The organism is Erythrobacter cryptus DSM 12079 (genome assembly GCF_000422985.1).
Taxonomy (GTDB): Bacteria; Pseudomonadota; Alphaproteobacteria; order Sphingomonadales; family Sphingomonadaceae; genus Erythrobacter; species Erythrobacter cryptus.
Window position 1 is genome coordinate 18879 of the sequence record NZ_AUHC01000002.1, and the last position, 11638, is coordinate 30516.

Consider the following 11638-nt stretch of genomic DNA (forward strand, 5'->3'; position numbering starts at 1 on the left):
CGGCCGGTTTCGACGTGTCCTGCCAAGGAGATGAAAATGCCCAAGCTCAAGACCAAGAGCGGTGTGAAGAAGCGCTTCAAGATCACCGCCACCGGCAAGGTCAAGCATGGTGTCGCCGGCAAGCGCCACCGGCTGATCAGCCACAATGCGAAGTATATCCGCCAGAACCGTGGCACCAGCGTGCTCTCGGAACACGACACCCCGGCGATCAAGCGCTGGGCGCCTTACGGCCTCGATTGATGCGCCGGGCCGCAAGGGCCCTTCGCGCATCCTCAAGACAAGGATAGACTGATATGCCTCGCATCAAACGCGGTGTTACCACCCGCGCCAAGCACAAGCGGATCCTCGATCAGGCCAAGGGCTATCGCGGCCGCCGCAAGAACACCATCCGCATCGCCCGCCAGGCGGTCGAAAAGGCGGGCCAATACGCCTATCGCGACCGCAAGGTGAAGAAGCGCAATTTCCGCGCGCTCTGGATCCAGCGCATCAATGCCGCGGTGCGCATGGAGGGCCTGACCTATTCGCAGTTCATGCACGGCATCAAGCTTGCCGGGATCGAGCTGGATCGCAAGGCCATGGCCGATCTCGCCATGAACGAGGCCGGTGCCTTCAAGGCCGTGATCGCGCAGGCCAAGGCCGCGCTGCCGGCCTGATCTGCTTTACGCCGCACCCCCGATGGGCGCGGCGGACACGGGCTGACTGCCACGAAACGATGGGGTGGCTGGCATGGCGCCAGCCGCCCCTTGTCGCATGGGCTTTGCAAGAAGGCGTCAACACGCTTGTAAAACCGCGCCACCTGCGGCAAGCGACGGGCATGGGGGACATGTTCGATCACAGCGGCGTGCTCGCGCCAAAGACGGTTTCGGGCGAGCGCCTGCGCGCCGAGTTCCGTGAGCCGCCGGCCGAGTTCGACGGGTGTTTCACCACCTTCTATCACCTCAGCCTCGATTTGCCCGAAGGCGCGCCCCCGGTGATCGACTATCTCCAACCCGAATGGGCCAATATTCGCTTCTTCTGCGGCGGCACGCCCGACGCGGCGATCGGCACCACCGCGGTGAGCGGTGCGCGCTTCGTTGCCACCGGGCCGAGCGCGCTGCCCTGCCGCTTTGCGCTCGGGCGGGTGCGGATGTGGGGTGTGGGCTTCCTGCCGCTGGGCTGGGCGCGCTTCTTTGCCGCCAGCGCCAGCAGCTGTGCCAACATGATCTGCGATGGCGCGCAGCATCTCGCGTTCCGCCACTTTGCCCCGCTGGCCGAGACGCTGTGCGATCCCGAGGCCAGCCTCGATGATCAATATGCCGCAATCGTGGCGATGATGAAGCAGGCGATGCGCCCCTCCCGCGACGAGCAGCGCATCGCCCGGGTTCATGCCGCGCTGGTCAAGGGCGACCTCGTCTCGGTGCACGAACTGGCCGATGCCTGCGCCATGAGCATCCGCACGCTCGAGCGGGTGTGCATGCGCTATTTCGGCTTCTCGCCCAAGCTGCTGATGCGCCGCCAGCGCTTCATGCGCTCGCTCACCACCTTCATGCTTCAGCGCGGCAGCCGCTGGACCGAGGCGATGGATGCCCATTACCACGATCAGGCGCAGTTCACACGCGAGTTCCGCGAGTTCATGACCATGAATCCATCGGAATATGCCGCGCTCGAGCACCCGATCCTCACCTCCTTCATGGAGGCGCGGGCGCGCATCTGGGGCAGCCCGGCGCAGACGCTCGACCCGCCGCGCGGGACGCGCTGATGGGGCAGGACCAGCGGCGGGCTGCGCCGCGCCAAGCGCTCGTCCGGCCCAAGGGGCGCTGAACCATGCGCAACCGCGCCGGCCCTGCGATCAAGGTGCATTTTGTCGCGCCCCCACCGCCGCTGCGCCCCTATGTCACCGCGCTCTATCGCACCGAGGTTACCTGCCCGCCCGGCGCGGCGTGGGTGGAGGACTGGCTGCATCCCGAATGGGCCAATCTGCGGTTTCTGGGCGCCGCCCACGCCGAGGCGGGGTTCGGGACGGGTGTGCTGGAGCCCAGCCCCGCCTTTGCCGTTACCGGCCCCACCAGCCGGGCGATCCGTGTCCGGCTCGGCCCGGGGCAAAATTGGGGGATCGGGCTCTTGCCGCTGGGCTGGGCGCGGCTGATCGGCGCCCCGGCCGATGCCTACGCCGACCGGATCGTCGATGCGAAGGCCGATCCTGTCTTTGCCCCCTGGTTGCCGCTCGCCGCGGCGCTGGCGGCGAGTGATGGCGAGCCGGAGCGCGAGGCGGCGCTGATCAGCGCGCATCTTGCCCGGCTTCTTGCCGAGGCCGCACCCATTGATCCAGCACAGGAGACCGCGATTGGCGCGCTCAATGCCGCGCTGGTCGATCCCGAAGTCGCCAGCGTCGCCGATCTAGCCTTGCGGCTCGGCATGACGGTGCGCTCGCTCGAGCGGCTGTCCTACCGCGCCTTCGGCTTTGCCCCCAAGCTGCTGATCCGCCGCCAGCGGTTCCTGCGCAGCCTGGCGCGGGTGATGCTCGATCCCGCGCTCACCTGGCTGGGGGCGCTCGATTCGCGCTATCATGACCAGCCGCATTTCGTGCGCGACTTTCGCCGCTTCATGGGCATGAGCCCGAGCGCCTATGCGCGCGCCGACAAGCCGCTGCTGCGCGCCGCGGCGCAGGCGCGCGTGGCCGCGCTTGGCGAAGCGGTGCAGGCCCTCCACGCCCCCGGGGGGGCAGAGCCTGGCTGAGCGGCTTGCGCTTTGCAATCCGCCCGATTTGCCGCTAGCGCGCGGCGGCAACCCTTCCGCTGCTTTCCAACCATCCCTTGGGCCATGACTGACATCACACGTGAGACCGAGGCCGCGCTCGCCGCGATTGCCGCCGCCCCGAACCTCGCTGCGCTCGAGGCGCTGCGGCTCGAGACGCTGGGCAAGAAGGGCTGGGTCAGCCTTGCCTTGAAGACCCTGGGGACGATGCGCCCCGAGGAGCGCCAGCAGGCTGCCCCGGCGATCCAGTCCGCCCGCGCCGCGATTGCCGAGGCGATCGAGGTGCGAAAGGCCGCGCTCGAGGCGGCCGAGCTCGAGGCGCGGCTTGCGCGCGAGACCATTGATCTCACCCTGCCTGCCCCGGTGCAGCCGAGGGGCTCGGTGCATCCGGTGAGCCAGGTGATGGACGAGCTTGCCGAAATCTTCGCCGATCTCGGCTTTGCCGTGGCGAGCGGCCCCGAGATCGAGGACGATTGGCACAATTTCACCGCGCTCAACATGGACGAGACCCACCCGGCGCGGGCGATGCACGACACCTTCTATTTCCCCGACCGCACGCCCGAGGGCCGCGAGGTGCTGCTGCGCACCCACACCTCGCCGGTGCAGATCCGCGCGATGCAGGAACACGGCGCGCCGCTGCGCATCATCGCCCCGGGGCGGGTCTATCGCTCGGACAGCGATGCCACCCACACGCCCATGTTCCACCAGATCGAAGGTCTGGTGATCGACAAGGACATCCACCTCGGCCACCTCAAGTGGACGCTGGAGACCTTCCTCAAGGCGTTCTTCGAGCGCGAGGACATCGTGCTGCGGCTGCGCCCCTCCTACTTCCCCTTCACCGAGCCGAGCGTCGAGATCGACGTCGGCTATGCGATGGAAGGCGGGCGCCGGATCGTCGGCGGGTCGGGCGATGAACCGGGCCATGCGTGGATGGAAGTGCTGGGCAGCGGGATGGTCAACCGCAGAGTGATCGCCGCCGCCGGGCTCGATCCCGACGAATGGCAGGGCTTCGCCTTCGGCACCGGCGTCGACCGCCTCGCCCAGCTCAAATACGGGATGAACGATTTGCGCGCCTTCTTCGACGGCGATCCGCGCTGGCTGGCGCATTACGGCTTTTCGCCCTTCGACCAGCCGACCCTCTCCGCCGGTGTGGGAGCGCGCGCATGAAGTTCTCGCTCGCCTGGCTCAAGGATTACCTTGAAACCGATGCCAGCCTCGCGGAGATCTGCGATGCGCTCAATGCCATCGGGCTTGAGGTGGAGGGCGTGGAAGACCCGGCGGAGAAGCTCGCAGGCTTCCGCATCGCCCATGTGCTCACCGCCGCGCGCCACCCCGATGCCGACAAGCTCCAGGTGCTCAGCGTCGATACCGGCGAGGGTGAGCCGCTGCAGGTGGTGTGCGGCGCGCCCAATGCCCGGGCCGGCATGAAGGGCGTGCTCGGCCTGCCCGGCGCGGTGGTGCCGGCAAGTGGCATGGTGCTCAAGAAAAGCGCGATCCGCGGGGTCGAATCCAACGGCATGATGTGCTCGGCGCGCGAGCTTGGCCTAGGCGATGATCACGCCGGGATCATCGAACTGCCCGATGATGCGCCGGTGGGCATGGAGTTTGCCGCATATCACGGCGCCGATCCGGTGATCGAGGTCGCGGTCACTCCCAACCGGCCCGATTGCATGGGGGTCTATGGCATTGCCCGCGATCTTGCCGCCAAGGGGCTGGGGCGCCTCAAGCCGATCACCATTCCCGCCTTCACGCCCACAGGCCCGTGCCCGGTTGAAATCCGCACCGACGATGCTGAAGGCTGCCCGGCCTTCTATGGACGGGTGATTACGGGGGTGCGGAACGGCCCTTCGCCCGACTGGCTCCAGGCGCGGCTCAAGAGCGCTGGCCAGCGCCCGATCTCGCTCCTGGTTGACCTTACCAATTACCTGATGCTCGGCTTTGGCCGCCCGGCGCATGTTTATGATCTTGCCAAGCTCAAAGGCGCGGTGGTGGCGCGCCGGGCAAGGGACGGCGAGCAGGTCCTCGCGCTCAACGAGAAGACCTACACGCTCGATGCCGGGATGACCGTGATCGCCGATGACCATCAGGTGCACGATATCGCCGGGATCATGGGCGGGGAGGATTCGGGCGTTGCGGACGAGACCAGCGACGTGCTGCTCGAGATCGCCTATTTCGATCCGGCCCGCATCGCGGCGACTGGGCGCAAGCTTGGCCTTTCGACCGATGCGCGCACGCGGTTCGAGCGCGGGGTTGATCCGGCCTTTCTGGACGAGGGGCTTGACCTTCTGACCGGCCTCATCGTTGAACTGGCGGGCGGCCAGCCGAGCGAGGCCGTGCGCGCCGGTGCGCCGCCATCGGTGCCCAAGGTCGTTGCCTTCGATCCCGGCCTCACCGCCCGCCTCGGCGGCGTGGAGGTGGCCGAGGCCGAACAGCGGCGCATCCTTGAAAGCCTCGGCTTTGCCGTCAGCGCTGACTGGCAGGTGAGCTGCCCGCTGCGTCGCCACGATATCGAAGGCCCGGCCGATCTGGTCGAGGAAGTGGTGCGCATCCACGGGCTCGACAAGGTGGCCAGCGTCGCGCTTCCGCGCCCCGAGGGCGTGGCCCGGCCGACCGCGAGCGAGGAGCAGCGCCGCGATCGTCGCCTGCGCCGGGCGGCTGCGGCGAGCGGGCTCAATGAGGCGGTGACCTGGAGCTTCCTGCCTGAATGGGCGGCGGCCCACTTCGCGCCCGAGGGCGAGCCGCTGTGGGTGCTCGCCAACCCGATCAGCGAGGACATGAAGGCGATGCGCCCCTCGCTCCTGCCCGGCCTGCTGCTCGCGGCCAAGCGCAACGCCGATCGCGGCGCGGCTGCCTCGCGCCTGTTCGAGATCGGGCGGCGCTATTTCCGCAGCGGCAATGGCCTGAGCGACGAGCGCCCCACGCTGGGCATCGTGCTCGCGGGCGAGAAGACCCCGCGCGGCTGGCAAACCGGCAAGGCGCAAGGCTTTGACGCCTACGACGCCAAGGCCCTGGCGCTGCAGCTGCTCGAAGCGGCAGGCGCACCGGTGGCAAATCTTATGGTAATGGGTCCTGACCCGCTCGGGCCGGGGCCGCAGTTCCACCCCGGCCAGTCGGCCACCCTGCGGCTCGGCCCCAAGACGGTGCTGGCGCGCTTCGGGATGCTGCACCCGGCAACGCTCAAGGCCTTTGATGCCGAAGGGCCGATTGCGGCAGTGGAGCTGTTCCTCGATGCGATCCCGGCGCGCAAGAGCGCCGGCTTTGCCCGGCCCGGCTTTGCCCCGCCGGCGCTTCAGGCGGTGCGGCGCGATTTTGCTTTCCTCGTGCCCGAAGCCCTTGCCGCCGGCGATCTGGTGCGCGCGCTTGCAGGGGCAGACAAGGCGGCGATCACCGCGGTGCGGGTGTTCGACGTGTTCCAGGGGCCCGGCGTGCCCGAGGGGCGCAAGTCGCTTGCGCTCGAAGTCACCTTCCAGCCGGGCGAGAAATCCTTCACCGAGGCCGAGCTCAAGGCCCTGTCCGACAAGGTGGTGGCCGCCGCCGCCAGGCTCGGTGCGGAGCTGCGCTGATGAAAACGGCACTCGTTACAGGCGCGACCTCGGGGATCGGCCTTGAAACCGTGCGCCGTCTTGCCCAGGAGGGCTGGCGCTGCATCGCCACCGGAAGGCGGCAGGATCGGCTCGATGCGCTGGTGGCCGAGCTTGGCAGGGACAAGGTGCACCCCGCCTGTTTCGACGTGCGCGACAGCGCGGCGATGGACGCAGCGCTCGCCAGCCTGCCCGAAGGCTTTCGCGCCATCGACCTGCTGGTCAACAATGCCGGCCTCGCGCGCGGCCTTGCCCCGGCGCAGGAAGCCCGCCTCGAAGACTGGCAGACGATGATCGACACCAACGTCACCGCCTTTGCCGTGCTCACCCGCAAGCTCTTGCCCGGGCTGATCGCGCGCAAGGGCGTGATCATCGCAATCGGCTCGGTGGCGGGCAGCTACATCTATCCCGGCGGCAATGCCTATGCCGGGACCAAGGCCTTCGTGAACCATTTCACCCTTGCCCTGCGCGCCGATCTGCACGGCACCGGGGTGCGGGTGACGAGCATCGAGCCGGGCATGGTCGAGACCGAGTTCACCCTGGTGCGCACTGGCAGCCAGGAGGCCTCCGACCGGCTCTATCGCGGCATGAACCCGATGACCGGAGCGGATATCGCCGATGTGATCGCCTGGGTTGCCGGCCTGCCGCCGCATCTCAACATCAACCGGATCGAGCTGATGCCGGTCAATCAGGACTTCGCGGGCTTCCGCGTCGCACGCGAGGGCGAATGACCGGCAGCACCGTTTCCAACCGCCGCACCTTCGCGATCATTTCGCACCCTGACGCCGGCAAGACCACGCTGACTGAAAAGCTGCTGCTGCAGGGCGGGGCGATCCACCTTGCGGGTGAGGTCAAGGCGCGCGGGGCGGCGCGGCGCGCACGCAGCGACTGGATGAAGATCGAGCAGCAGCGTGGGATCTCGGTCACCTCCTCGGTGATGACCTTCCAGAAGGATGGCATTGTCTTCAACCTGCTCGACACGCCGGGCCACGAGGATTTCTCCGAGGACACCTACCGCACGCTCACCGCGGTCGATTCGGCGGTGATGGTGATCGATGCGGCCAAGGGTATCGAGCCGCAGACCCGCAAGCTGTTCGAGGTGTGCCGCTTGCGCTCGGTGCCGATCCTCACCTTCGTCAACAAGGTCGATCGCGAGGGCCGCGATCCCTTCGAGACGCTCGACGAGGTCGCCGACATGTTGGCGCTCGATGTGTCCCCGCAGATGTGGCCGATCGGCATGGGCGGGGAGTTCGAGGGTGTGCTCGACTTTGCCAGCGGCCTCGTCAGCCGGCCCGAGGGGCCGAGCCGCGAGTTTGCCGGTCAGCGCGAGGCCGATGCCGACATTCCTGAACGCTTTGCCGAGGAAATCGAGCTCGCGCGCGGCGGCTACCCCGAATTTGACCTTGAAGCCTTCCGCCATGGCGATCTTACCCCGGTCTATTTTGGCTCGGCGCTCAAGAATTTCGGGGTGGCCGAGCTGATCGACGCGATCGCCCGCTACGCTCCGCCGCCGCGGCCCCAGCCGGCGGGCGAGGTGCTGATCGCGCCTGACCGCGACGAGGTGACCGGGTTCATCTTCAAGATCCAGGCCAATATGGATCCCAACCACCGCGACCGCATCGCCTTCATGCGCCAGGTCTCGGGCACCTTCAAACGGGGCATGAAGCTCATCCCCTCGGGCCTGGGCAAGCCGATTGCGGTGCATTCGCCGATCCTGTTCTTCGCGCAGGACCGCGAGGTTGCCGACACGGCCGAGGCGGGCGACATCATCGGCATTCCCAACCACGGCACCCTGCGCGTGGGCGATACCCTGTCCGAACGCAACCAGGTGCGCTTTACCGGCCTTCCCAACTTTGCGCCTGAAATCCTGCGCCGCGTGCAGCTCAAGGACCCGACCAAGACCAAGCAATTGCGCAAAGCGCTCGACGATCTTGCCGAGGAAGGGGTGATCCAGGTGTTCCACCCCGAGATCGGCGCGCAGCATATCGTCGGCGTGGTCGGCCAGCTTCAGCTCGAGGTGCTGATCTCGCGGCTCGAGGCCGAATACAAGGTTGCCGCGGCGCTAGAGCCTTCGCCATTTGCCACCGCGCGCTGGATCAAGGGCGAGGCGCGGGCGCTCGAGCAATTCGCCAGCTTCAACCGCGCCCATCTCGCCCGCGACCGCGATGGCGACCTCGTGTTCCTGGCCAAGAGCGCCTGGGACGTGAATTACCAGATCGAGAAGAACCCCGAACTGACCTTTTCGGCCACCAAGGAACGCTAGTCTTGCAGGGCCGCGCCCTTCGCGGCATGGCGCTGGCCCATGGAAGACACCGGCCCCACCTCACAGACCTTCATCTCGCAGCGCCTGCGGCTTAACTATCTCGACTGGGGCGGGCGGGGCAAGCCGCCGCTGGTGCTGGTGCACGGCGGGCGCGATCATGCCCGCTCGTGGGACTGGACCGCGCGGGCGCTGCGCGCCGATTACCACATCATCGCCATGGATCACCGCGGGCATGGCGATTCGGACTGGGTCTCGGACGGGGTCTATACCGCGGCCGACATGGTCTATGATCTTGCCCAGCTCATACACCAGCTTGGCGTTGGCCCGGTGCGGATCGTGGCCCATTCGATGGGGGGCAATGTCGCGCTGCGCTATGCCGGGGCCTTCCCCGAGATGGTGACCAAGCTGGTGGCGATCGAAGGGCTTGGCCCTTCGCCCGAGCTGCGCGCCAAGCAGCGCGCCGTGCCCTATCCCGAGCGCCTCGCCGAATGGATCGGCAAAAAGCGCGCCGCGGCCGGGCGCACCCCGCGCAAATATGAGAGCATCGAGGCGGCGCTGGCGCGGATGATCGAGGAGAACGCCTATCTCACCGAGGAACAGGCGCGCCATCTCACCGTCCACGGGGTCAACCGCAACGAGGACGGCACCTATAGCTGGAAGTTCGATCCCCACCTCAATGTCTGGCCGGTCGAGGACGTGGCCGACGAATTCATCGAGCAGCTCTGGGGCGCGATCACCTGCCCGACGCTGCTGCTCTACGGGGCGGATTCTTGGGCCTCGAACCCACAGAAGGACGGGCGCATCGCCCATTTCAAGACCGCGCGCGTGATCGAATTCGAAAAGGCGGGCCACTGGCTCCACCACGATCAGTTTGACCGCTTCATCGCCACCTTGCGCGATTTTCTCTGAGCCGCAGGGGTGCGTTTGCCGCCGCGCCGCAGCGCCAGGCGCGGGACGCCGACCAATTCTGCCTAAAAACTAAGCGCACGATTGAGAATTAGGCAGGGATTCTCCCGCAGGTGCGAAGAAACGCGCTGATTCCGCTGTGTCAGGCGCGTTACCCAAGGATGGCACGCTTGTTGCTGGTCTCTGGCTGACCGGAATGATCCGGCACAACAGGGGCCAGAGATGAAGTTCATCATCGCCATCATCAAACCGTTCAAGCTCGACACCGTGCGCGAGGCCTTGAGCGGCATCGGCGTCGCCGGGATGACTGTCACCGAAGTCAAGGGCTTCGGCCGGCAGAAGGGTCAGACCGAAATCTACCGCGGCGCCGAATATTCCACCAACATGCTTCCCAAGGTGAAGCTCGAGATCGCTGCGAGCGACGACATCGCCGCGCAAGTGGTCGAAACCATCCAGCAGGCCGCCAACACCGGATCGATCGGCGACGGCAAGATCTTCGTGCTCGATCTTGCGTCTGCCACCCGCATCCGCACCGGCGAGTCCGGCGAAACCGCGCTGTAAGGGGACCCAATCGATGAAATCCATGCTTTTCAAGGGTGCAGCGCTGGCGACGGGGGCGGTGATGCTGGCCGCGCCTGCCTTCGCCGCGCCGGTGGCCGAGGCCGCCGAGGTTGCTGCCGAAGTGGCGAGTGCCGCTGCCGAGGCGGCGCCGGCCGTGCCCAACCCGGGCAACAATGCCTGGATGATGACCTCCACCATTCTCGTGCTGCTGATGATCCTGCCGGGTCTCGCGCTGTTCTACGGCGGTCTCACCCGCTCAAAGAACATGCTTTCGACCATGACCCAGGTGGGTGCCACGGCGGCGCTCGCCATGCTGATCTGGGTGATGTGGGGTTACAGCCTCGCCTTCGGGCCGGAATCGACCGGCGCGCTCAGCCAGTTCATCAGCACCGGCAGCTATTTCCTCTCCTCGGTCAGCCCCGACACCACCGCGGCGACCTTCAGCGAGGAGGTGATCAGCGAATATGTCTTCGTCTGCTTCCAGATGACCTTCGCCGCGATCACCTCTGCGCTGATCCTCGGTTCGACCGCCGAGCGTATGAAGTTCTCGGCCACCATGCTGTTCGTGGCGGTGTGGCTGACGATCGTCTATTTCCCGATCGCGCACATGGTGTGGGCCGGCGGCGGGCTGCTGTTCGAGATGGGCGCGCTCGATTTTGCCGGGGGCACGGTGGTGCACATCAACGCCGGGGTTTCGGGCCTGGTGCTCGCCTACCTCTTGGGCAAGCGCAAGGGCTATCCGACCGAGCCGATGCCGCCGCACAGCCTGACGCTGACCATGGTCGGCACCGGCCTGCTGTGGGTGGGCTGGTTCGGCTTCAACGCCGGCTCCGAGCTTGAAGCCGATGGCACCGCGGGCCTCGCCATGATCAACACCTTCGTTGCCACCGCTGCCGGCGGCCTTGCGTGGATGCTGGCCGAGAAGCTCGCCGGCCACAAGGGTTCGGCGCTGGGCTTCTGCTCGGGGGTGATCGCGGGCCTCGTGGCGGTGACGCCGGCGGCCGGCAATTCCGGGCCTTTCGGCGCCATCCTGCTCGGCATCATCGCCTCGGTGATCTGCTACTTCGTGGTCTCGAAGGTGAAGGCCAAGCTGGGCGTGGACGACTCGCTCGATGCCTTCGGCATTCACGGCGTGGGCGGCATTGTCGGCGCGATCGGCACCGGTATCGTCTATTCGCCCGCGCTTGGCGGCCCTGGCGATCCGGCCGAATATGTGATGGGCGCGCAGGTCACCACCCAGATCATCGCCGTGGCGGTGGCCATCGCCTGGGCGGCGGTGGGCACGCTTATCGCCGGCTTCCTGGTCAAGGCGGCCATTGGCCTCAGGGTCGATGAGGAGGCCGAGGTCAACGGCCTCGACATCTCCGAACACGGGGAGCGCGCCTACAACTAGGCGCCCCCTCACCAGCTTGGCGGGGGGAGGTTCCTCTCTCCCACTCCCTCTCCCCTCCCCCCGCCTCACCGAGTTCCTCCTGCGAACGAACAAACTGGGCAAGGCCGGAGCGGCGATAAGCCCTCCGGCCCCTTTTTTTCAGGTCTTCGGTTTGCGCCGCTGCCTCTGCGAGGTCGCCTCTGTGCGTTTCGCGCGGGCGCG

General features: G+C 67.2%; 11 protein-coding genes. All 11 read left to right on the top strand.

Translation table 11 applies throughout. From position 1 onward, the window contains the following. Positions 1–36: 36 nt before the first annotated feature. The 11 genes from rpmI (at position 37) to G524_RS0103005 (ending at position 11437) form a co-directional block, all read left to right on the top strand. The gene (gene rpmI, locus G524_RS0102955; RefSeq protein ID WP_027442370.1) at positions 37–240 is read left to right on the top strand and encodes a 50S ribosomal protein L35; all 204 of its coding nucleotides are present in this window, start codon (positions 37–39) and stop codon (positions 238–240) included. Between the two features lie 53 nt (positions 241–293). Then, on the top strand, positions 294–653 hold the full coding sequence (gene rplT / locus G524_RS0102960; RefSeq protein WP_027442371.1) for a 50S ribosomal protein L20: 360 nt from the start codon (positions 294–296) through the stop codon (positions 651–653). A gap of 170 nt (positions 654–823) precedes the next feature. Beyond that, on the top strand, positions 824–1738 hold the full coding sequence (locus G524_RS0102965; RefSeq protein ID WP_245561273.1) for a helix-turn-helix domain-containing protein: 915 nt from the start codon (positions 824–826) through the stop codon (positions 1736–1738). 65 nt (positions 1739–1803) lie between these two features. Further along, complete coding sequence (locus G524_RS0102970) at positions 1804–2715, top strand: helix-turn-helix domain-containing protein (RefSeq protein ID WP_027442373.1); 912 nt, start codon at positions 1804–1806, stop codon at positions 2713–2715. 84 nt (positions 2716–2799) lie between these two features. Beyond that, the gene (pheS, locus tag G524_RS0102975; RefSeq protein WP_027442374.1) at positions 2800–3900 is read left to right on the top strand and encodes a phenylalanine--tRNA ligase subunit alpha; all 1101 of its coding nucleotides are present in this window, start codon (positions 2800–2802) and stop codon (positions 3898–3900) included. Next, positions 3897–6296 carry a phenylalanine--tRNA ligase subunit beta gene (pheT, locus tag G524_RS0102980; protein WP_027442375.1) on the top strand — a complete coding sequence of 800 codons (2400 nt, stop codon included), beginning with the start codon at positions 3897–3899 and terminating at the stop codon, positions 6294–6296. Before pheS ends, pheT begins: the two co-directional genes overlap by 4 nt. Then, positions 6296–7045 carry an SDR family NAD(P)-dependent oxidoreductase gene (locus G524_RS0102985; protein WP_425387197.1) on the top strand — a complete coding sequence of 250 codons (750 nt, stop codon included), beginning with the start codon at positions 6296–6298 and terminating at the stop codon, positions 7043–7045. The genes pheT and G524_RS0102985 overlap by 1 nt, the downstream gene beginning before the upstream one ends. Then, on the top strand, positions 7042–8577 hold the full coding sequence (locus G524_RS0102990) for a peptide chain release factor 3 (protein WP_027442377.1): 1536 nt from the start codon (positions 7042–7044) through the stop codon (positions 8575–8577). The genes G524_RS0102985 and G524_RS0102990 overlap by 4 nt, the downstream gene beginning before the upstream one ends. Before the next feature lie 39 nt (positions 8578–8616). Beyond that, positions 8617–9486: an alpha/beta fold hydrolase gene (locus G524_RS0102995; protein ID WP_027442378.1), complete on the top strand. Its 870-nt coding sequence runs from the start codon at positions 8617–8619 to the stop codon at positions 9484–9486. Between the two features lie 219 nt (positions 9487–9705). Beyond that, complete coding sequence (locus tag G524_RS0103000) at positions 9706–10044, top strand: P-II family nitrogen regulator (protein WP_027442379.1); 339 nt, start codon at positions 9706–9708, stop codon at positions 10042–10044. A gap of 13 nt (positions 10045–10057) precedes the next feature. After that, the gene (locus tag G524_RS0103005) at positions 10058–11437 is read left to right on the top strand and encodes an ammonium transporter (protein WP_245561274.1); all 1380 of its coding nucleotides are present in this window, start codon (positions 10058–10060) and stop codon (positions 11435–11437) included. The last annotated feature ends 201 nt before the right edge of the window (positions 11438–11638 follow it).

Bases quoted from the DNA above. Each gene is read 5' to 3' on its own strand.
- rplT (WP_027442371.1), top strand. From the start codon at position 294: ATGCCTCGCATCAAACGCGGTGTTACCACCCGCGCCAAGCACAAGCGG.
- pheS (WP_027442374.1), top strand. From the start codon at position 2,800: ATGACTGACATCACACGTGAGACCGAGGCCGCGCTCGCCGCGATTGCC.
- G524_RS0102995 (WP_027442378.1), top strand. From the start codon at position 8,617: ATGGAAGACACCGGCCCCACCTCACAGACCTTCATCTCGCAGCGCCTG.
- G524_RS0102990 (WP_027442377.1), top strand. From the start codon at position 7,042: ATGACCGGCAGCACCGTTTCCAACCGCCGCACCTTCGCGATCATTTCG.
- G524_RS0102985 (WP_425387197.1), top strand. From the start codon at position 6,296: ATGAAAACGGCACTCGTTACAGGCGCGACCTCGGGGATCGGCCTTGAA.
- G524_RS0102965 (WP_245561273.1), top strand. From the start codon at position 824: ATGTTCGATCACAGCGGCGTGCTCGCGCCAAAGACGGTTTCGGGCGAG.
- G524_RS0103000 (WP_027442379.1), top strand. From the start codon at position 9,706: ATGAAGTTCATCATCGCCATCATCAAACCGTTCAAGCTCGACACCGTG.
- G524_RS0102970 (WP_027442373.1), top strand. From the start codon at position 1,804: ATGCGCAACCGCGCCGGCCCTGCGATCAAGGTGCATTTTGTCGCGCCC.
- rpmI (WP_027442370.1), top strand. From the start codon at position 37: ATGCCCAAGCTCAAGACCAAGAGCGGTGTGAAGAAGCGCTTCAAGATC.
- pheT (WP_027442375.1), top strand. From the start codon at position 3,897: ATGAAGTTCTCGCTCGCCTGGCTCAAGGATTACCTTGAAACCGATGCC.
- G524_RS0103005 (WP_245561274.1), top strand. From the start codon at position 10,058: ATGAAATCCATGCTTTTCAAGGGTGCAGCGCTGGCGACGGGGGCGGTG.